Raw genomic sequence first — 19,095 nt, forward strand, 5'->3', positions numbered from 1 at the left:
TCCCACCGAGGGGCGGTTTTCGGCCAACTGCCGCCCCTCGGTCACCAGTCGGCCAGCAGGCGCCTGTTCCGGCCAAGGGGGTGATCCATAACCTTGTGCGGTACCCCGCAACAGACCACAGGGAGCTCCATGTCCACCGCGCAGCAGGTCCCCGACATCCTCTCTCCCGAGTTCGCCGCGGACCCCTACCCCGCCTATCGCGTGATGCGCGACACCGCGCCCCTCATCTGGCACGAGGCCACCCAGAGCTACATCATCTCGCGTTACGAGGACGTGGAGCGCGTCTTCAAGGACAAAAACGGCGAGTTCACCACCGACAACTACGACTGGCAGATAGAACCCGTCCACGGGAAGACGATCCTCCAGCTCAGTGGCCGGGAACACGCCGTGCGGCGCGCACTGGTCGCCCCCGCCTTCCGCGGCAGCGACCTACAGGAGAAGTTCCTGCCCGTCATCGAGCGCAACTCCCGTGAGCTGATCGACGCGTTCCGGCACACCGGCTCCGCCGACCTGGTGACCGACTACGCCACCCGCTTCCCGGTCAACGTCATCGCGGACATGCTGGGCCTGGACAAGGCCGACCACGCGAGGTTCCACCGGTGGTACACGTCGGTCATCGCCTTCCTCGGCAACCTGTCGGGCGACCCGGAGGTGGCGGCCGCGGGCGAGCGGACCCGCGTGGAGTTCGCCGAGTACATGATCCCCATCATCCGGGAACGCCGCGAGAAGCCGGGCGACGACCTGCTGTCGACGCTGTGCGCCGCCGAGGTGGACGGGGTGCGGATGAGCGACGAGGACATCAAGTCCTTTTGCAGTCTGCTGCTCGCGGCGGGCGGCGAGACCACCGACAAGGCGATCGCCGGCATCTTCGCCAACCTGCTGCGCCACCCCGAGCAGCTGGCGGCCGTACGGGAGGACCGCGGCCTGATCGCCCGTGCCTTCGCCGAGACGCTCCGCTACACGCCCCCCGTCCACATGATCATGCGGCAGTCCGCCACCGAGGTCGCCCTCAGCGGCGGCACCATCCCCGCCGGGGCCACCGTCACCTGCCTGATCGGCGCGGCCAACCGGGACGAGAACCGGTACCGCGACCCCGACCGGTTCGACATCTTCCGTGAGGACCTGACCACCACGACCGCGTTCTCCGCCGCCGCCGGCCACCTCGCCTTCGCGCTCGGCCGGCACTTCTGCGTGGGTGCCCTGCTGGCCAAGGCCGAGGTCGAGATCGGCGTCGGCCAGCTGCTGGACGCCATGCCCGACCTACGGCTCGCCGACGGCTTCGAACCCGCCGAGCAGGGCGTCTTCACGCGCGGACCGCAGTCCCTGCCCGTACGGTTCACCCCCGTCGCCCCCTGAACCGGCCGCGTGCCGGGCCGCGCGGCCCGGCACGCGGCCCGGCAGGTCACTGCACCACGGGAGTGAACCGCACCGGCAGCGAGGTCAGGCCGCGCATCCAGATCGACGGACGCCAGGTCAGCCGCTCCGGCTCCACCGCGAGGACCAGGTCGGGCAGCCGTTCCAGCAGCGTCTCCACCGCCGTACGGGCCATGACGTCGGCCAGCAGCGGGGCGGGGTAGGGGCAGCGGTGCTCCCCGTTGCTGAACGACAGGTGCGCGGAGTTCTCCGCGCCGACGTGCGACTCCGGCCAGATCTGCGGGTCGGTGTTGGCCGCGGCCAGCCCCAGCACCAGGCAGTCGCCCGCCCGGATCAGCCGCCCGCCGAGCTGGGTGTCGCGCACGGCCCAGCGGCCGATGAAGTTCTGCGTCGGAGTGTCCAGCCACAGCACCTCGTTCAGCGCCTCTCCGACGCTGAGCCGGCCGCCGGAGACGTTCAGCGCGAACCGCTCGTCGGTGAGCAGCAGCCGCAGCGTGTTGCAGATCCAGTTGGCCGTGGGCTGCTGGGCGGCGGCGATCACGGAGATCAGGTCCTGCACGATCTCCTCGTCGGCCAGCCCCGCCGGATGCAGCAGCATCCGCGAGGTGATGTCCGGGCCGGGACGCTCCCGCTTCTCCTTCACCAGCTGGTGGATCCGCTCCGCGACCCGCGCGTAGGCGGCCACCGGGTCGTCGCCCTCCGCCGCGTCCAGGGAGATCCGCAGATCGTCCACGAGCTGCTGGGTGTCCGTCCCGGAGTGCGGCATCCCGCACATCTGGACCACCGCGCGCATCGGCAGGGCGTGCGCGTAGGCGCTCATCAGCTCCGCCTCACCGCTCCCGGCGAACGAGGCGATGAGCCGGTCGGCGATCTGCTCGCAGTCGCGGGCCAGTTCGAACTGGTCGACGCCCTCCAGCGCCTGCGTGATCACCCCGGCCCGCCGGCGGTGCTCCTCGCCCTCGGTGAACAGCACCGACGGCTGGTAGCCGACGAACGGCAGCAGCGGCCAGTCCGCGGGGATGTTCTCCCACTGGTTCCAGCGCCGCGAGTCACGCGCGAACAGCTCGTCGTGGCTGGTCACATAGGTGAGCTCGGAGTAGCCGAGGACCAGCCACGCCGGGATGTCCCCGTCGAGGAGCACGGGCGCGACCGCACCGTGCTCCCGGCGCAGCGCGCGGTAGAGCTGGGAGGGGGTCTGCTGGTACTCCAGCCCGCCCAGGCGCACCGCGCCGGTGTGCGCCGGGCAGCCCGCCGGGGCGGCGCCGGCGGCGGAGGATCCGGTGTCGGTCACAGGGTCGCCTCCTGGGCCATGGCCCGTTCGTAGAGGTGGTTCACGAGAGTGATCAGCACGTCCTTCCCGGACTGCCGCACCCGAGCGTCGCAGTCGATCATCGGCACGTGCGCGGGCAGGGCGAGCGCCTGGCGGATCTCGTCCAGGGAGTAGCGGTGGGTGTCGTCGTCGAACCGGTTGACGGCCACGACGAACGGCGTCTTGTGGTGTTCCAGCCGGTCTATCGCGTACCACGAGTCGTCCATCCGGCGGGTGTCCACCAGGACGACCGCGCCCAGCGTGCCGGAGAACAGCCGGTCCCACAGGAACCAGAAACGCTCCTGGCCGGGCGCGCCGAACAAGTAGAGCACCATACGCTCGTTGAGGCTGATCCGCCCGAAGTCGAACGCCACGGTCGTGGTGGTCTTCGCCGCCACTCCGCGGGTCTCGTCGACGCCGACCCCGGCCTGCGTCATCACCTCTTCGGTGTTGAGCGGCCGTATCTCGCTGACCGAGCGGACCAGGGTGGTCTTGCCGACTCCGAACCCGCCCACGATGACTATCTTCAGACCGGTTTCCGCGGCATCGGCCAGGGGCGTGCGGCGGACGGGCAGCTCAGAGGTTGCGGAGCCCATGGAGCACCTCCTTGAGAAGGGCGGAGTCGGGGAGCGAGGCGACGGACTGCGCCGCGCGCGGGTGGCGGGCGGTGATGCGGCCCATGGCGAGGAGGTCGCCGAGCAGGATCCGCACCACCGTGATCGGCAGCCTCAGTTCAGCCGCGATCTCCACCACGGCCGTCGGATGCCGGCACAGGTCGAGGATCCGCGCGTGCTCCGACTGCATTCCGGCGGCGGGCTCGCACTCACTGACCACCAGGGTGACCAGGTCGAAGGCGTCGTCGGCACGGCTGCGTCCGCCCGTGACCGTGTAGAGCCGGTCGGGGTCACCGGTGTCCACGGGCTTGCGCATCACGACGAGGCACTCCCGTGGACGGGCTTGCGGGGCTCGGCCCGCAGATGCTCGCCGATCTGCTCGACCAGCTCGGTCATCTGGTGGCCCACCACGCCCGGGTCGGCGTTCTCCTCGGCGACGACGGCCAGGTGCGCCCCCTCGCCGGCCTCCACGATGAACAGCAGGCCCCCGTGGAACTCGGTCATGGAGTGGCGGACGCCGCCGGTGCCGTCGCCGAACTCGACGGACGCGCCCTGGGCGAGGGCCTGGATGCCCGAGCAGATCGCTGCGAGCTGGTCGGCCTGGTCCAGCGTCAGGTGTTCGGTCCAGCACAGTTTCAGGCCGTCCCGGGACAGGACCAGGGCGTGGCGGGTGCCGGGCGTGCGCTCCAGGAGATTTTGCAGGAGCCAGGTGAGGCTGTTGTCGGTGGTCTGCATGGTGGGTGATGGGACGGTGGTGCCCGGCTGCCCGGTCACCGGCCCGTTCCTCCAATCTGACGTACTCAAGGGGGAAGGTGGGCTCCAGGGCCCCGCGCCGTACGAAGGACGGTGGCCTACGGGGCGGACGGCGGCTCCGCCTCGGGCCGGGCCTCGGGCCCGGCCGTACGGCTCCCGGACCGGCGGCCGCGGTGGAAGGCGCCGAAGCGCGACCCCGCGTCGCGCGCCCCGGGGCGCTCGGCCGTCCGGGTGCCGTCCGGCGCGGGGGCGGCCCGGCGCTGCTCGCGTTCGCGTTCCGCCTCCGCCATGGTCCGGCCGGGCGTCCGGACGGGCAGACCGTTCGGGGTGGCGGTCTGCGGACGCTCGTGCGTGGTCTGCTCGGGAAGGTCCGCCCGTATCCCGAGCGGCGGCGTGGTGCCGGACGGGGCGGGGGAGCCGGGCAGCTCGGCCGGTACGGGCCCGGGGGTGGGCGCCGCGGCGACGTCCGGCCGCCGCGGGGCCTCCTGCGGCGCGGGGCCGCGCTGCTGGGCGAGCAGTTGCGGGGGCAGCAGGACGACCACACCGGTGCCGCCGCGCGACGACGGCCGGTAGCTGACGCCGATGCCGTACTTGACGGCCAGCCGCCCGACCACGGCGAGGCCCAGGCGTGTGCCCTGGAGGGAGGCGAGGTCCGTCATGCGTCCGGCCACCGCCTCCTCGGCGTGGCGCATCGCGGCGTCGGCCATTTTCAGGCCGCTGTCCTCGATGGTGACGACGATGCCGGCGCTGCGCTCCTCGACGTACACATGGACCTCGTCGATGGGCGGCGAGAAGTTGGCGGCGTTGTCCATCAGCTCGGCGAGCAGATGCATGACGCCCTCGGCCGCGAAACCGGAGACGGCGGCGTTCGTGGCGCAGTGCAGGCGCACCCGCTGGTACGCGGCGATCCGGCCGACGGCGCCCCGCAGGATGCTCTCCATCACGATCGGCTTGTTCCACGCCCGGCTGGAACGGCCGCCCATGAGCAGCGCCAGCCGGTCCGTCATGAGGCCCAGCTGCGAGGTGCTGTGGTCCAGCCTGAGCAGGTCGCCGAAGACCTCCTCGCCGTGCCGCTCCTGCATCTCCCGCAGGTCGGCGAGCATGCTGACCGCCTTCGCCTGCACGCGGCTGAGGGCTTTCGCCGAGGCGCCCTGCGCGGCGGCGGCGCGCCGTTCGCTGCGGGCCAGCTCCCGGACGAACGATTCGGCGGGGATCCGCAGCAGGGGGATGTCCGGCCATTCGAGCTCGGCGAGGACGGTGTCGGCGGAGCTGCCCTCCCGCAGCCTCGACACGGCCATGGGCAGGGTCTCGTGGGTGAGCCGCTCCAGCTGGCCCGCGGCCCGCTCCAGCTCCTGCCGTGCATGGCGCCGTTCGGCGTCGAGCGCCGCCGCGTCCCGGACGGCCTCCTCCAGGAGGCGGGTGAAGGAGTCCAGGACCTGGCGGAGCGAGGGCTCGGAGGGCGGTGTCACGCCCGCGAGGGTGTCGTCGGCGCTCGCTCCCTCCCGCAGCCGCTTCGCCGCGGCCGGCAGGGTGACGTTCACCAGATGCGCGGCTTCCGCCGACTGCTGTGCCATCTGCGCCTTGAGCCGGGCGAGTTCGGAGTCCCGGGCGGCGGCGGCACGCCGGGACCGCCGGATCAGCAGGGCGCTGACGGCGACGGTGACGGCGACGCAGAGCCAGGCGGCCAGAGCGGAGACCAGCGACCAGGTCCGGGCCGCGGCGGGCGCCGCCGCGACCGCGGCCCCGGCCGCCGCGGCGCTCACCACCAGCACGATCACCGGCAGGGCCGGCGAGGCGGGGCGCGCCTTCGCCGACCGGTGCTGACTGGGCGGTGGGGGCACTGACATTCGTGGTCCCTCGGTCCTTGAGAACAGGAGAAACGGCCGGCCGCCGGGGGGGACGGCCGGAGGCCGGAGAAGGACCACCAAGAGGATGGCGATCTTCCGGGCCAGTACTGGCACATGCTAGCCACCCAGACGAGCGACGTGATCTGACGGGGCGCTGAGACTGCGAGGGACCCTATTTCGTCGTGAAGGCATCGCTGCGACTCATCTATGTGCTAAGAGAATTGACGTCCCGTCAGCAGGCATGACGTGCGCTTTCCGACGGCCGGGGCGCGCGATGGGGGGTGGGGCCGATCGTGGAACATTCCCCCTGCGGATGATCACCACGCACGGGGGAACGTTTTCCGGCCAACTGTGCACAGTGGCGCGAGGGTGACGCGGGCCCGGGGGAGCGGACCGGGTGCCGTCTGGGGGCGGGACGCGGACGGCGCGGAACACGCGCGAGGGCGCCGCCGGCGATGACGTCCGTTTCGCCCCCTGGAAGACGTACCCGGGCATCGGGCACTCTCTCCCTGCACCACCTGCACGGTCGCCCCAAGACGTGTCCGGCTCATCGCAGGGAGGTTTCCGTCATGAAGACCCGGACGGTTCCGCAAGGCGGGCGGATCAGATCGATCCTGACCGCTCTCGCTCTCGTCATCGCTCCCGGCGCCCTCGTGGTCGGCGGCGCCGGCGACGCGTTCGCCGTCACCAAGATCAGCCATGCCACCGCCACCTCGATGTTCCGGGAGGCCGGCATCACCTGGTCGTCCTCCGGTAACTGCTCCGACCGCAACACCCCGACCTGTACGTCCTTCGAGCAGCTCAACCTGGCGACCGCGCAGGGCGCCCAGACGCTCAAGCGGGCCAGCGGATGCGCCCTGAACATCACCGGCGGCACCGAGACCGGCCACGCCTCGGGAACGTACTCGCACTGGAACGGCTACAAGCTCGACTACAGCAAGTACACCTGTCTCGGGAATTACATCAAGAACAATTTCACCTACATAGGCGTCCGCGGTGACGGAGCTCCGCAGTGGCGCTCCGGATCCGGCAACATCTACGCGGACGAGGGCAATCACTGGGACGTCCTCTACTACAACTGCGGCGGCTGCTGAGCCCGCCCCGGGGCGCGCGAACGCGGCAGGGCCCGCGCCGGGAAGGCGCGGGCCCTGCCGCCGGGCGGCCGTGAAACGGTCCGCCCTGGTGAACGCCGGATCAGGCCGGGACGATGTTCTCCGCCTGCGGGCCCTTCTGGCCCTGCGTGACGTCGAAGGAGACCCGCTGGCCCTCCTGGAGCTCACGGAAGCCGGAGGTGGCGATGTTCGAGTAGTGGGCGAAGACGTCGGCGCCGCCGCCGTCCTGCTGGATGAAGCCGAAGCCCTTTTCCGAGTTGAACCACTTGACGGTTCCGGTAGCCATGTCTTTCTCCTCTGCGTGGGGAAGTGATCGCGGTTCCGCACCTGCGAAACCCGGCCGCAACAATGTCCCCACCCGGAGTGCTCCGGAAAACAAGAATGCGCCTGATGGTTACATCCCGTCAGGCGCACAAAGTATGGGTACCACAACTGCAACGTCATCCACGATAGCACAGGGCTCGGGTCAGTGGCGCGGAGACCGGCCGTCGTGCCGCTACGCGCTGGCGTGGGGCCGGTCTCCGGGGGCGCTTCCCCGCTGACCCCCGCCGTCGTGCCGCTATGATCAGACAAAAGTCTCATGCATGGATATGTCACAGAAAGGGCTTCCGGCCCCCGGAGCGTTCGATGTCCCGCAAGCGCCCGACGGACGACGGCGACGAGCTGCTGGCCAGGCTCGGGTCGCTGACCGCCCAGGCGCGCCGGCTGGCGGAGCTGCAGCGGTCCCGGGTGGAACTGGCCATCGCGCTCCAGCGCGACATGCTCCCGGCGGACATGCCCACCGTTCCCGGCATCCACCTGGCCGTGCGGTACTCGCCCGCCTACTCCGGACTCAATGTGGGCGGCGACTGGTACGACGCCTTCAGGCTGCCGGACGGCTGCATCGGGCTCTCCGTCGGGGACGTCCAGGGCCACACCATAGACGCGGCTGCGTTCATGGGGCAGGTGCGCGTCGGGCTGCGGGCGCTCGCCTCCGTCACGAGCGAGCCGGGGGAACTGCTCGCCCGTACCAACGACCTCCTGCTGTCGCTGGGCGCCGACCTCTTCGCCACCTGCACCTTCATGCGGCTGAACCCGTCCACCGGATCACTGGAGAGCGCACGGGCCGGGCACGTCCCCTGCGTGTGGGCGACCGCCGACGGCAAGTCCGGCGTCTCCGAGGACGAGGGAGGGCCGCCGCTTGGCGTCCTGGAGGGGGCGGAATACCCGGTGACCCGGTACCGGCTCACCACGGGCGGCGTGTTCGTCCTGCTCACCGACGGAGTGGTGGAGGGCCCGTCGATGAACGTCGACGAAGGGCTCGACCAGGTCGTACGGCTGGCCGGCATCGCGGCGGTCGCGGGCATGGAGGCGACGTCGCTGGCCGCCGCCGTGATCAAGAACGCCGAGCGGGTGGGGCACGAGGACGACGCCGCGGTCATGGTCGTGGGACACGACGGGCGGGACGTTCAGCCATAGGGCGGGTCCCGGCCCGGCCCCGCCTCGCCGACCCGGCGGCGCCGGTGTCTGATGGCTGCTGTGGTGGGTATCCGTGCTTGGCCCCGGCCAGTCGCCCTCGCCGCGCAGACTCTGGCCGTCGCCGGCTGCTACTACGCGGCGGGGCGGCTGGGGCTGGTGCGGCAGCTCACCGTGGAGGAGGCGGTCGTCACCCCCATCTGGCCGCCCACCGGCGTCGCGGTGGCCTGCCTGCTGCTCTTCGGGATGCGCTGCGTCCCCGGCATCACGCTCGGCGCTCTGCTGGTGATCATGTCCATCGCCCCCGTGGAGCCCGCCGTCGTCGCCACCCTGTTCGGGAACACCGCCGCACCCGTGTGCGCCTGCCTCATGCTGCGCAGGGTGGGCTTCCGCACCGACCTCAGCCGGCTGCGCGACGGTTTCGCCCTGGTCTTCCTGGGCGCGCTGACCGGCATGCTGGTCAGCGCGACCATCGGGGCCGGCTCCCTGGTGCTGACGGGCAAGCTGGCCGCGCACGGCTTCTGGCCCGTCTGGCTGGCCTGGTGGGTGGGCGACGCCATGGGAGTCGTCATCCTCACCCCGCTGCTGCTCTTGCTGCCCCGGGCGCGTCTGCCGTCCCGGGGGGTGCGCTGGGCGCAGGCCGCGGTGCTCGCCCTGATCGCCTGCGCGCTGGTGCCGCTGGCCACGCACAGCTCCATGAGCCTGCTGTTCCTGGTGTATCCCCTGCTGGTGTGGGCGGCCCTGAGTTTCCAGCTCCCGGGCAGCATGCTGTGTGCCCTGGCCGCCTCCGTCGCGGCCACCGTCGCCGCCACGGACCGGGTCGGCTCGTTCGAACGCCTGAGTGACGTCGAGGTCATGGTGAAGCTCCAGGCGTTCAACGGGACGATGGCGCTGACCGCCCTCCTGCTGTCGGCCGTGATCACCGAGCAGCGCAACACCCGGCGCTCGGTGGAGCGGGCCTGTCAGGAGCTGGTCGAAGTGCTGGAACACATGACCGCGGGGGAGTCGCCCCCCGAGCGGCTGTGACGTGCTGGCGGCGCCCTCGCCACGGGCCGCCGCGGCCTGGCGCCGGCCGCCGAGCGGGGCACGGCGGCCGAGGGAGGCGGACGGGCGTGAGGGCGGGCACCGCCGGCGCGTCCGGCGCGGGACGCCACCGGACCGCGCCCCGGTCTCGCCGGCCGTGGCAGAGGGCGTTCGCGCCCGGGGGGGAGCGGGTCCGCGCCGGCCGGGTCAGCGCGGTGATGCGGGGCGGAGCGCGAGGACCGCGATGTCGTCGGCGCTGTCGGCGCCCAGCCTGATCAGGAGCTCGTCGCAGAAGGTGTCCAGGGACGCGCGGGCCAGGGCGGCGGTGTGCCGGCGCAGCCGGGCCAGGGCGTCGTCGAGGGACTCGTCACGGCGCTCGATGAGGCCGTCGGTGTACAGGAGCAGGGTCGAGCCGGCGGGCAGCGGGTCCCGGGCCGTGCGCCGGGGCATCTCCGGGTCCATGCCGAGCAGCAGGCCCGCGCCTCCCTCCAGGTACCGGGTGGCCCCCTCGCGGGTGGTCAGCAGCGGGGGCAGATGGCCGGCGGACGAGTGCGTCAGCTCCCACGCGCCGTCGCCGGAGCACTTGACGAGCCCGTAGAGGCAGGTGGCGGTCGCCTCCCGGTACAGGCTGTGGTTGGCCAGGTCCAGACGGCGCAGCACCATCTCGGGCGGCTCCTGGCGGTCGACCGCGATGCCGCGCAGCATGCTGCGCAGCTGGCTCATGGCGATGGCCGCGTCGAGGTTGTGACCGGTGACGTCGCCGATGACCACGGCGGTGCCCCCGCTGGGGAGGACGAAGCTGTCGTACCAGTCACCGCCGACCTGCGCGGTGGTGGAGGAGGCGGCGTACCGGGCGGCGAGTTGCAGGTTGTCGACGTGGGGCAGCGCGGGCAGCAGCGAGCGCTGGAGGCGTTCGGCGATGTTCCGGGTCGCCTGGTACAGGCGCGCGTTGTCGATTCCCAGGGCGATGCCGCGGACCAGGTCCTCGATCAGGGACAGATCCTCCTCCGTGAACGGCCGCCGCTCCCGGGAACGGGCCAGGGTCAGCGCGCCGAAGATCTCCTGGCGGGCCCGGAGCGGAGCGACCACGGCGCTGCCGGTGCCGAGCCGCCGCAACAGCGCCAGGTGGTGGGCGTCCAGCGCGTTCTCGGTCTGGTTCGCCGGGGGAGCCTCGGTGAGCAGCAGCGGCCCCGCGCCGCGCAGCGCACGCGCCAGCGGGCCGCGCGCGGTCTCGGAGACCGGCGGCAGCGGGCCCTCGTACTCCGCCGGGTGCGCCGCGCCGGCATCGTGCTGGACGAGACAGACCCGTTCGACCTGGGAGGCGTCGGTGAACAGGTCCACCGCGCACCAGTCCGCCAGCCGCCGCGTGAGCAGCCGTGCGACGTGCCGCAGACCGGCGTCGAGATACAGGGTGTCGCTCAGCGCCGCCGCCACGTCCGCCAGCAGGGAGAGCCGTTCCACGGGGGACATGCCCGCTTCCGTACCGCTCGTCCTCGCGCGGCGCTCCGTCGGCGTCGGCGCCTTCCTCTCGTCGGGGTGCTGGGCTGCCGACTGGCCGCTCGCGCCCGGGGCGGCCGGCGCCTCGGCGGCCGCGGTCGCCCGGGGAATGAGCTGGGCCACGAAGACGGTGCGGCCGTCGGCCGTCTCCTGGGTCTGGATGAGCAGGCGGACGGGGACGACGTGTCCGTGCCGGTGCAGGGCCGGCAGCGGCACGTTCCTGCCCACGATGCGGGTCCGGCCGGTGAGCAGCAGCGAGGAGAAGGCAGCGGTGTGGCGCCGGCGCAGGTGCTCGGGGATCAGGGTGGTGATCTTCCGCCCGACGAGCTCGTCCGTGTCCCAGCCGAGGAGGTCGGCCGCGGGCCCGTTCGCCGCGATGATCCGGTTGTCCTCGTCGGCGGCGATGGTCGGTACCCGGCCGGCCCGCACATGGCCGGGTTCCCACGGCACCAGTTCCGAGGAGCTGGTGCCCGGATCGCGGGGCACGACCGTCCAGGCGGTCGGATGACCGCCGGCGAGCTGTCCGGTGATCTGGTCGAACAGCCACTCCTGGAAGAGGAGACAGCGCGGCAGGGCGGGCAGGGCGAGGAGGCGTTCCTCCCGCGCGGCCTCCTCGGCCAGGCCGAGCACGTCACGCAGGGTGCGCACCGCCGCGACCGCGTCCGAGGGCACCCGCAGCGACAGCGAGCGGATGCCCGCCTCGGACGGCTGCTCGTCCATGGCGTCGGCCACCCAGGCGCTGAGCGCGTTGTTGACGTCGTGGGCGGCGGCGAGGTCCTTTGGGCGCACACCGATGCCGCCGTCACCGCCGTCGCCGGCGGGCGCGGCGAGCGCGAGTTCGCGCATCAGGGCGTGGCGGTGCTGCAAGGACGCCGTGTACAGGGCGTCGGGCACGTCGGCCAGCGTGACCGTCCCGTCCGCGGCACGCGGCGCCTTCCCGGACCGCCAGCCGGACGGCGACGGCGAAGGTCCGTCGGGCGAGAGTTCGAACCACACCGTCTTGCGCCGCTCGTCGGTGTCGACGCCGTGGCGGGACGCCAGGAGCTCCACCAGGGCCAGGCCCTGCCCGGCACCGGCACAGGGGGACCAGGGGTGGGGAACCGGGCCGAGGTGTGGCCGTTCGTCACTGACCGCCACCCGGATCCTGCCGTCGCGGACGGAGACCGCCACGTCCACCTCGGTGCGCGCGTGCAGGACGGCGTTGGTGACCAGCTCGCCGGCCAGGAGTTCGGTCGTGTCGGCCAGCTCCGGGGGGACGCCGGGCAAGGCGGCTCGTACGAACCGCCGAGCCGACGCGGCGCTGCGGGGGGTGAGCGGAAGCCGGCGCGTCACTGTCTCCGGCGGATGGTGGTCGCCCATGGCCCCAGTGTGCTAGCCGGGCCGTCCGGCAGCATGTCGATCCCGCGCACGTCCTGGACGGGCATGCGCCGGGGCGGGCCGAGCGGGTGTCCGTGCCGCCGGCCCGCCCACCCCGGTCGTGTGGGCTACGCGGGAGCCGGCAGGACGTGGACGCCGGCCTTGTCCGTGCTCAGGCACAGGGAGCACACCACCGCGTCGTGCGCCACGCAGGCGGTGAGGTCGGGGCGCTCGTAGGACCGGCGGCAGACGTGGCAGTCGTAGGTGAGGGCGCTGGGGTTGCCGTCCGCGTCCAGCAGCGGCTCGGCGATGCCGTCGTCGTCGCGGCGCAGGTAGTACCGGCCCTTGGTGACGATCGCCATCAGCGGGGTGAGGACGAAGGCGATCAGGGCCGCGGCCACGGGGGAGTACGGCTGGAGGGCGTCACCGAGCAGGTGGAAGTACATGGCGATGGACAGACCCGAGGCGGCGACGAAGGACACCACGCCGACCGGGTTGACGGCGTACAGCATGCCCCGGCGGAACTCGGGCGCGTGCGGGGAGAGCTTCAGGACGTACTTGTTGACCAGGATGTCGGTGGCGACGGTGACCACCCAGGCGATGGCGCAGTTCGAGTAGAACCCGAGGACGCTGTTGAGGACGCTGAACATGTCGGCCTCCATCAGAGTGAGCGCGATGGCCAGATTGACCACGACGAACACCATGCGGCCGGGGTAGCGCCGGGTCACCCGCGTGCAGGAGTTGGTCCAGGCGAGAGAGCCGGAGTACGCGTTGGTCACATTGATCTTGATCTGGCTGATCACGACGAGAGCCACGGCCAGCGGCACCACCATCCAGGACGGCATCATCGCGTCGAAGGCGCCCTGGAACTGCCGGATCGGCTCGGGTGCCGCGGCCGGCCCGGCCTCGGCCAGGATGTAGACGGCCAGGAAGACGCCGATGGCCTGCTTCAGGGCGCCGAGCACCACCCAGCCCGGACCGGCCATGACCACGGCCGTCCACCAGCTCCGCTTGTTCGCCTCCGTCTTGGGCGGCATGAACCGCAGGTAGTCGATCTGCTCGCCGATCTGCGCGATGAGCGACAGGCACACGCCCGCGCCGAGGAGGACGGAGGCGGTGCTCACGCCGCCCTCGCCGTCGGTGCCCGCGTAGGAGAGGAAGCGGTCGACGGTGCCCGGGTCGGTGGCGATCAGATGGACCAGCGGGGCGATCATCAGCAGCAGCCACAGCGGCGTGGTCCACACCTGGAGCTTGCTGAGGGCTTTCATGCCGTACACGACCAGCGGGATCACCATGAGGGTGGACAGGGCGTAGCCCAGCCAGAGGGGCAGACCCAGGCCGAGTTCGAGGCCCTGGGCCATGATCGCCCCCTCCAGGGCGAAGAAGATGAACGTGAAACTGGCGAAGATGACGCTGGTGAGGACCGATCCGTAGTAACCGAAGCCGGATCCGCGGGTGATCAGGTCGAGGTCGATGTTGTACCGGGCGCCGTAGTAGGAGAGCGGGAAGCCGGTGATGAAGATGACGGCGGCGGCGACGGCGATCGCGATCAGCGCGTTGCCGGTGCCGTGGGCCAGTCCGATGCCCGCCCCGATGGAGAAGTCGGCCATGTAGGCGATGCCGCCGAGCGCGGTGGTCGCCACGACCATCGGACTCCAGCGGCGGTAGCTGCGCGGAGCGAAGCGGAGGGTGTAGTCCTCCAGCGTCTCCTCGGCCGCCTGGTCGGTCGTGGCCTGGGCGACGGGTGCCGCCGGCCGTGACTCGGTCGTGCTCATGTCACGCCTCCTGGGGTGGGTGCCGGGGTGCGGGTGCGGTACCGGATGAAGGTCCCCTTGGCGTCGTCGGCAGGGGTGGGGAGCGGCGGGCGCGCCGCGCGGGTGACGGGGGATCAGCGCCGGGCGGGCGCCTCCGTCGTGGCGCCGCCGCGGGCCCGCGGCCGCGGCGCACCGGTGCGCCGCCGCCGCGCGCGTTCGCTCCGCCGCGCGCGATTCGCCGGTGCGGCGCCTTCGGCGGCGAGCGTGACCGGCGGCGTATACAGTTCCGCGCCCATGGCGGGACACCGTAGGAAGCGCTTATTACTCGGAAGTCCCGCCTGCCGTGAACGGGTCGTTACGGAAACCTCACCGCGCCCGGCGCGACGCGCCATCGCCGCTGTGGCCGTCACAGGGGAGGGCAGGCTCCGGCCCGGCGACCGCCGCCCGCCCTGCCGGTCATCGTCGTCGTCTTGACCGGCCGGCGGCACTTCGTCCGCGGCCGGCCGGCCGGCACCGGCGAGCAGCCGCACCCCGGTCCCCCCGGCCGCCGGAGGCCCGTGACGGTCTATCGGGGGCCGTGCGGACTCTCGGGGGCCGTGCGAGCCCACGAGCACGGCGCGCGCCGCCGACGGCATCATGACCGGCATGGAAACCGTTGTGATCCCTCCCGCACGCACCGGCGAACACCTCCTGCCCGACGGCAGAAGCCTGGGCTGGGCGGAGTGGGGCCCGCCGGACGGCATCCCGGTCCTGTTCTGCCCGGGAGCCGCCACCAGCCGGCACCTCGGTTTCGGCGCGGAGGCCCTGGCGGATCTCGGGATACGGCTGATCTCCCTGGACCGGCCGGGACTCGGCGTCTCGACCCCCGCACCGGGGCGCACCTTCGCCGGCTTCGCCGAGGACATCCGCCGGTTCGCGGAGCGCCGGAGCCTGGGCACACCGGCGATGGTCGGCAACTCCCAGGGCGCCCCGTTCGCCCTGGCCTGCGCCGCGTCCGGCGTGGTGGGGGCCCTGGCGGTGGTGGCGGGCGCCGACGAGGTCGCGGCCCCGCACTTCGCCGCGGCGCTGCCGCCGGAGCTGCGGCGCCTGGCGGAGCTGACCCGGACCGACCCGGACGCGGCCGAGAAGGTGTTCGCGGGCTTCACCCCGCAGGCCATGTGGGACATGGTCATGGCCGGCAGCCCGGACGTGGACCTGGCCGTGTACCGGGAGGCACGGTTCGCCGCCGCGTACCGTACGGCGCTCGACGAAGCCTTCGCGCAGGGCGCCGGGGGATACGCCCGCGACGCCGTCCTCGCCATGGGACGGTGGGACATCGACCTCTCGGCCGTCGACGTCCCCGTGGACGTCTGGTACGGCGCGGAGGACTTCGGCCACTCCCCGGACCAGGGGCTCAGCCTCACGTCCCGGATTCCGGGAGCCGTGCGCCACGTCGTACCGGGCACCGGCGGCGCCGTGCTGTGGACGCGGGCCCGCCGGATCCTGCGGACGCTTCTGCGGCGTCTCCGGGAGGCCGGCTGACGGCCGCGCCCTGAGCGAAGGCGCCGGACGACCACGGGGGCCGGGGCCCGTCCGGAGGCCAGGCAGCGCCCGCGTCCCTCCCGGGGCGGGTGGATAGTGTGGGCCCGTCAGTGAAGATCGCAGAAGGACGGAGCACATGGCGGACATCGTGGAGACGGCGGCGCGGAAGGTCTTCGAGCGCTACGACGTGGACGGGGACGGCCTGGTCACCGCGGACGAGTACCGGAAGGTCGTGGCGGAACTGGAGGGTTCCGAGATCACCGGGGCCCAGGCCCGGGAACTGATCGACGCGCTCGACACCGACGGGGACGGCCAGATGTCCTTCGAGGAGTTCTGGGCGGCCATGAACCGCTGACTGCGCCGGCCCGGCGCACGAGCGCGCCGGGCCAGGCCCCGCCGCCCTGCCACGGCTCCAAGGCCGCTCGCCGACAACGAGCACGACGGCGAACCCAACCGGTGAGGGCCGCCCGCGGACCACGCTGGTGGGTTCTCCGGGACCCCATCCGCTCCGGAACTCCCCGTGGCCCGAAACCCCGCACGGCCCGCGACCGAGCGGCAGCGGCCGGCTCTGCCCGCAGGCGGGCGCCGCTGCCGGGTGGCGAATGTCGTACCGGAGCCGCGGCGGCGTCGTACCGGAGCCGCGGCGGCGTCGTACCGGAGACGCGGCCTGCGGGTCAGAGCGCCTCGAAGAGAATCCGTGCCTGAGCGGGATCCCCGGCGGGCACCGTGACGCGCAGCGTCTCACCGGACGCGTGAAGCCGCACGATCCAGGAGCCGTTTGCCTGCTGCTCCGCCGTGAGGACACGCAGCGTCTCGGCCGCGAATCCCTGGATGTGGGCGGCCGCCCGGGCGACATCGACCGCCTCGTCCTCGGTGAGCGAGGCGTCCGCTGCGGAACGCCGGGCCCGCCAGCGCGCGCGGGCCGCCTCGATGAGCTTGCCGGCGAGCAGGTCGCTCTTGTTGCCGACGATGCCGCCGATCGCGGCCGTGGCCAGGTAGCCGGCGACGTCCACCACGGACTGGAGGGTTTCCGGCTGGAGCCACGGCGAACGGTCCCTGCCCGCAAGGGCTTCCTCCGGCGAGGGTGCCGGCTGGGAGCCGGAGCTGCCCGCGGGCCTGGGGGCGGCCGGTGCGGGCCCGGGCGCGGGCGCGGCCGGCGGGTCCCGGTGGAACCACAGCTCGCTCACCAACATGCCGAGCCGGTGGACGGCCGTCTCGTCCAGACCGCTCGCCAGCTCCCGCACGGCCGCGCGGAAGTCGGCGTCGTCGCGCGGATCGGTCACCCGGGGCAGGGCGCGGCGCAGCAGGTCGGCGATCCCGTCCAGCCGTCCGACCACGTCATACAGCTCGCGCGCCCGGTTCCGGAGATCCTCGGCGCCCTCCTGGAAGCCGAAGCCGCTCCCCGTGCCCTCCACGTCGTGGCTCACCGGCCACCCCCTGTCCGCGTACGCGTCGAATGCCCGGCCCGTACGGATGAACGCACTCCGCCGATGGGCCGCGTCGAGTTTCCCATCCCAGAGAGCGAGCCGTGTGCCGATTCGGCGGCCGCGTACGTGGCCGTCCCACCAGCCGTCCGCGGGCGCGCGGTACGGCTGCCGGACAGCACCGGTTCCCCGCCGGCGGGGGAACGCCGAGGCCGGTGGCCGGGCAGGATCCCGGCCACCGGCCTGCTGTCAGATGCCGCGGGGCATCAGTAGGCGATCAGGCCGGTGCTGCGGGCCGTCCCCTTGAACTGGATGTAGAAGCCCGAGCCGTCCCTCACGTCCGTGGCCGCCAGCGCCCACTGGCCGGCCCTGGCCGTCCGCCAGGCGTTGCACGAGCCGGTGGCCTTGAAGCAGGTCCGTACCTCGCGGGTGGCGTTCACCTTCAGGTTGATGTCGGCGCAGTTGCTGGTGGTGTAGGCCCAGGTCCCCGTGCCGGGCCAGTGGGCGTTGCTGCTGCCGCTCCCCGGCGCGCTGGTGTAGTTCCTCGCCGAGGCGTAACAGTCCGCCTGGATCGAGGCGGCCCGCTGCGGTTCCGCGGCACCGGCCGAGGTGGTCGTCACGGTGGCCGCGGCACCGGCGAGCAGGGCGGCGGTGAGCGTGAGCGGAGCGATTCGAGTGCGCATTCGCACGGCGTTTCCCCCTGAGTGAGCTGTTTTCGGACAGTGCGGGTGCCCATCCGGGACGGGCGCCCGCGTCGCGTGCGGGTCATGCACGCGGTGACCAGTCTGCGCGGAACGGGGCCAGCAGGCCTTAGCGGAGCGCGCCAAGACGTTGCCCGTCGGCGCCAGACTGGATCGCCGCTGGGGGATGTTTTGGCGTATACGGCGCTTTTGTCACGCATATCACGACGCCCAGACTGGTGGCGACCACGATCGACACGCACACTCAGGGGGAAACCGCGATGATGACCGTTTTGGACACGACCTGTCTGCCACCCGCCGAACGGACCGCCGCCTGGGCGGAGACGACGTCACTGGCCCTGGTCACCACGCGGTTCAGGTTCCCCGAGCCCGAGCGGTTCGGCGCCCGCATCCGTGCAGTGGACCTGGGCGCGGCCCAGCTGTCGGAACTGTCGTACGCCCCGCTGCTCTCCTACCGGTCGCCGCGGCTGATCCGCCGGTCGGACCCGGAGCTGTACCAGCTCGCGGTGATCACCTCGGGGCGCCAGGGCATCGACCAGGCCGGACGTGACGCGCTGGCCGGGCCCGGCGACATCGTCCTGTACGACAGTTCCCGCCCCTTCGAGGCGTCGGTCGGCGCGGAACAGGCGCGCTCCGGATCGCTGCTGTTGCAGTTCCCCAAGCGGCTGATGCCCCTGCCGGACAAGGTGGTCGCATCGCTGTGCGGCACCGTCCTCACCCGGGCGGCCGGCATGGGACGCGTCTTCCACCGGACACTGAGCGCGCTCGCCGACTCGGCGGCGGATCTCACCGACGACGACCGCGCCCGGCTCGGCATCATGGCGATGGACCTCGCGGTCGCCGTCGTCGCCCGGCACGCCGAGCAGACCTCGGCGCTGCCCCGGCAGACGCGGGAGGCGGCCCTGTACCACGAGATCCTGGCGTTCATCTGCCGCCATCTGCACGACCCCCGCCTGGGGCCGGCGGCCGTGGCCGCGGCGCACTGCGTCTCCACGCGCACCCTGCACCGCCTCTTCCAGGCCCACGGCAGCACGGTCGGAGAGGTCATCCGCCGTGAACGCATCGCCCGCTGCCGCCGGGACCTGGCGGACCCCGCCCTGCGCGGCACTCCTGTCAGCGCGATCGGCGCCCGCTGGGGCCACCCGCGCCCGGCCGAGTTCACCCGCGCCTTCCGCGCCGCGACGGGCATGACCCCGACGGCGTTCCGGGCCGCCGCGCACCGTTGCCCGTGACGATGGTCCCGCGCTCCGCCGACACCGGGTCGGCATCGACCGCCTACGGGATCGAGGCGCGCTGTGACGCCGGCATCCGCACGGGTACCGCACCGGGTGGGGAGTAGATCCATTATCCCGGCG

The 19,095-nt window shown here is 72.6% G+C and carries 17 protein-coding genes; 7 read left to right on the forward strand and 10 right to left on the reverse strand.

Annotated elements, in window-relative coordinates:
• Positions 1–129: 129 nt before the first annotated feature.
• The gene (locus AB0L74_RS18945) at positions 130–1,356 is read left to right on the forward strand and encodes a cytochrome P450 (RefSeq protein WP_365653027.1); all 1,227 of its coding nucleotides are present in this window, start codon (positions 130–132) and stop codon (positions 1,354–1,356) included.
• A gap of 46 nt (positions 1,357–1,402) precedes the next feature.
• Here the strand turns inward: AB0L74_RS18945 and AB0L74_RS18950 are convergent, their stop codons facing one another.
• The 5 genes from AB0L74_RS18950 to AB0L74_RS18970 all read right to left on the reverse strand — a co-directional run bounded on the left by AB0L74_RS18950 (position 1,403) and on the right by AB0L74_RS18970 (position 5,897).
• Positions 1,403–2,665: a cytochrome P450 gene (locus tag AB0L74_RS18950; RefSeq protein ID WP_365653030.1), complete on the reverse strand. Its 1,263-nt coding sequence runs from the start codon at positions 2,663–2,665 to the stop codon at positions 1,403–1,405.
• Positions 2,662–3,279: an ATP/GTP-binding protein gene (locus tag AB0L74_RS18955; RefSeq protein ID WP_365653033.1), complete on the reverse strand. Its 618-nt coding sequence runs from the start codon at positions 3,277–3,279 to the stop codon at positions 2,662–2,664. The genes AB0L74_RS18950 and AB0L74_RS18955 overlap by 4 nt, the downstream gene beginning before the upstream one ends.
• On the reverse strand, positions 3,260–3,616 hold the full coding sequence (locus tag AB0L74_RS18960) for a DUF742 domain-containing protein (RefSeq protein WP_365653035.1): 357 nt from the start codon (positions 3,614–3,616) through the stop codon (positions 3,260–3,262). The genes AB0L74_RS18955 and AB0L74_RS18960 overlap by 20 nt, the downstream gene beginning before the upstream one ends.
• Complete coding sequence (locus AB0L74_RS18965) at positions 3,613–4,071, reverse strand: roadblock/LC7 domain-containing protein (RefSeq protein WP_029385036.1); 459 nt, start codon at positions 4,069–4,071, stop codon at positions 3,613–3,615. Before AB0L74_RS18965 ends, AB0L74_RS18960 begins: the two co-directional genes overlap by 4 nt.
• A gap of 77 nt (positions 4,072–4,148) precedes the next feature.
• Positions 4,149–5,897 carry an ATP-binding protein gene (locus tag AB0L74_RS18970; protein WP_365653040.1) on the reverse strand — a complete coding sequence of 583 codons (1,749 nt, stop codon included), beginning with the start codon at positions 5,895–5,897 and terminating at the stop codon, positions 4,149–4,151.
• Positions 5,898–6,466: 569 nt separating this feature from the next.
• Here AB0L74_RS18970 and AB0L74_RS18975 point away from each other — a divergent pair.
• Entirely contained in the window at positions 6,467–6,991 is a 525-nt protein-coding gene (locus tag AB0L74_RS18975) for a hypothetical protein (RefSeq protein WP_365653043.1), read from the forward strand.
• A gap of 100 nt (positions 6,992–7,091) precedes the next feature.
• On the opposite strand, the gene AB0L74_RS18980 is transcribed toward AB0L74_RS18975, so the two are convergent.
• Positions 7,092–7,295, reverse strand: coding sequence for a cold-shock protein (locus AB0L74_RS18980; protein ID WP_365653046.1), 204 nt, complete (start codon positions 7,293–7,295; stop codon positions 7,092–7,094).
• 341 nt (positions 7,296–7,636) lie between these two features.
• Between AB0L74_RS18980 and AB0L74_RS18985 the strand changes: the two genes are divergently transcribed.
• A complete protein-coding gene (locus tag AB0L74_RS18985; protein ID WP_365653049.1) occupies positions 7,637–8,467 on the forward strand; it encodes a PP2C family protein-serine/threonine phosphatase in 831 nt (276 codons plus the stop codon).
• Between the two features lie 51 nt (positions 8,468–8,518).
• Entirely contained in the window at positions 8,519–9,490 is a 972-nt protein-coding gene (locus AB0L74_RS18990) for an MASE1 domain-containing protein (protein ID WP_365653052.1), read from the forward strand.
• A 204-nt stretch (positions 9,491–9,694) separates the two neighbouring features.
• On the opposite strand, the gene AB0L74_RS18995 is transcribed toward AB0L74_RS18990, so the two are convergent.
• Both AB0L74_RS18995 and AB0L74_RS19000 read right to left on the reverse strand, forming a co-directional pair.
• On the reverse strand, positions 9,695–12,343 hold the full coding sequence (locus tag AB0L74_RS18995) for a SpoIIE family protein phosphatase (protein WP_365653054.1): 2,649 nt from the start codon (positions 12,341–12,343) through the stop codon (positions 9,695–9,697).
• 125 nt (positions 12,344–12,468) lie between these two features.
• Positions 12,469–14,115, reverse strand: a complete 1,647-nt coding sequence (locus tag AB0L74_RS19000) for an allantoin permease (protein ID WP_365653058.1) — start codon at positions 14,113–14,115, stop codon at positions 12,469–12,471.
• Positions 14,116–14,739: 624 nt separating this feature from the next.
• Here AB0L74_RS19000 and AB0L74_RS19005 point away from each other — a divergent pair.
• Together AB0L74_RS19005 and AB0L74_RS19010 are read left to right on the forward strand one after the other, a co-directional pair.
• Positions 14,740–15,615, forward strand: a complete 876-nt coding sequence (locus AB0L74_RS19005; protein ID WP_365653061.1) for an alpha/beta fold hydrolase — start codon at positions 14,740–14,742, stop codon at positions 15,613–15,615.
• A 136-nt stretch (positions 15,616–15,751) separates the two neighbouring features.
• Complete coding sequence (locus tag AB0L74_RS19010) at positions 15,752–15,970, forward strand: EF-hand domain-containing protein (RefSeq protein WP_365653064.1); 219 nt, start codon at positions 15,752–15,754, stop codon at positions 15,968–15,970.
• Positions 15,971–16,289: 319 nt separating this feature from the next.
• On the opposite strand, the gene AB0L74_RS19015 is transcribed toward AB0L74_RS19010, so the two are convergent.
• Both AB0L74_RS19015 and AB0L74_RS19020 read right to left on the reverse strand, forming a co-directional pair.
• Entirely contained in the window at positions 16,290–17,042 is a 753-nt protein-coding gene (locus AB0L74_RS19015) for a hypothetical protein (RefSeq protein ID WP_365653067.1), read from the reverse strand.
• Positions 17,043–17,305: 263 nt separating this feature from the next.
• The gene (locus AB0L74_RS19020) at positions 17,306–17,722 is read right to left on the reverse strand and encodes a hypothetical protein (RefSeq protein WP_365653070.1); all 417 of its coding nucleotides are present in this window, start codon (positions 17,720–17,722) and stop codon (positions 17,306–17,308) included.
• A 281-nt stretch (positions 17,723–18,003) separates the two neighbouring features.
• Here AB0L74_RS19020 and AB0L74_RS19025 point away from each other — a divergent pair, with 281 nt between their 5' ends.
• Positions 18,004–18,972 (forward strand): helix-turn-helix domain-containing protein, encoded by a 969-nt coding sequence (locus AB0L74_RS19025; protein WP_365653187.1) that lies wholly within the window; start codon positions 18,004–18,006, stop codon positions 18,970–18,972.
• The last annotated feature ends 123 nt before the right edge of the window (positions 18,973–19,095 follow it).

The organism is Streptomyces sp. NPDC052020 (assembly GCF_040680575.1).
In the GTDB taxonomy this organism is placed as follows: domain Bacteria; phylum Actinomycetota; class Actinomycetes; order Streptomycetales; family Streptomycetaceae; genus Streptomyces.

Excerpts from the sequence above, each read along its gene's own strand:
- AB0L74_RS18990 (WP_365653052.1), top strand. The coding sequence starts at position 8,519 with ATGGCTGCTGTGGTGGGTATCCGTGCTTGGCCCCGGCCAGTCGCCCTC.
- AB0L74_RS18985 (WP_365653049.1), top strand. The coding sequence starts at position 7,637 with ATGTCCCGCAAGCGCCCGACGGACGACGGCGACGAGCTGCTGGCCAGG.
- AB0L74_RS19020 (WP_365653070.1), bottom strand. The coding sequence starts at position 17,722 with ATGCGCACTCGAATCGCTCCGCTCACGCTCACCGCCGCCCTGCTCGCC.
- AB0L74_RS18995 (WP_365653054.1), bottom strand. The coding sequence starts at position 12,343 with ATGGGCGACCACCATCCGCCGGAGACAGTGACGCGCCGGCTTCCGCTC.
- AB0L74_RS18955 (WP_365653033.1), bottom strand. The coding sequence starts at position 3,279 with ATGGGCTCCGCAACCTCTGAGCTGCCCGTCCGCCGCACGCCCCTGGCC.
- AB0L74_RS18970 (WP_365653040.1), bottom strand. The coding sequence starts at position 5,897 with ATGTCAGTGCCCCCACCGCCCAGTCAGCACCGGTCGGCGAAGGCGCGC.
- AB0L74_RS18975 (WP_365653043.1), top strand. The coding sequence starts at position 6,467 with ATGAAGACCCGGACGGTTCCGCAAGGCGGGCGGATCAGATCGATCCTG.
- AB0L74_RS19025 (WP_365653187.1), top strand. The coding sequence starts at position 18,004 with ATGACCGTTTTGGACACGACCTGTCTGCCACCCGCCGAACGGACCGCC.
- AB0L74_RS19000 (WP_365653058.1), bottom strand. The coding sequence starts at position 14,115 with ATGAGCACGACCGAGTCACGGCCGGCGGCACCCGTCGCCCAGGCCACG.
- AB0L74_RS18945 (WP_365653027.1), top strand. The coding sequence starts at position 130 with ATGTCCACCGCGCAGCAGGTCCCCGACATCCTCTCTCCCGAGTTCGCC.
- AB0L74_RS18980 (WP_365653046.1), bottom strand. The coding sequence starts at position 7,295 with ATGGCTACCGGAACCGTCAAGTGGTTCAACTCGGAAAAGGGCTTCGGC.
- AB0L74_RS19005 (WP_365653061.1), top strand. The coding sequence starts at position 14,740 with ATGGAAACCGTTGTGATCCCTCCCGCACGCACCGGCGAACACCTCCTG.
- AB0L74_RS19010 (WP_365653064.1), top strand. The coding sequence starts at position 15,752 with ATGGCGGACATCGTGGAGACGGCGGCGCGGAAGGTCTTCGAGCGCTAC.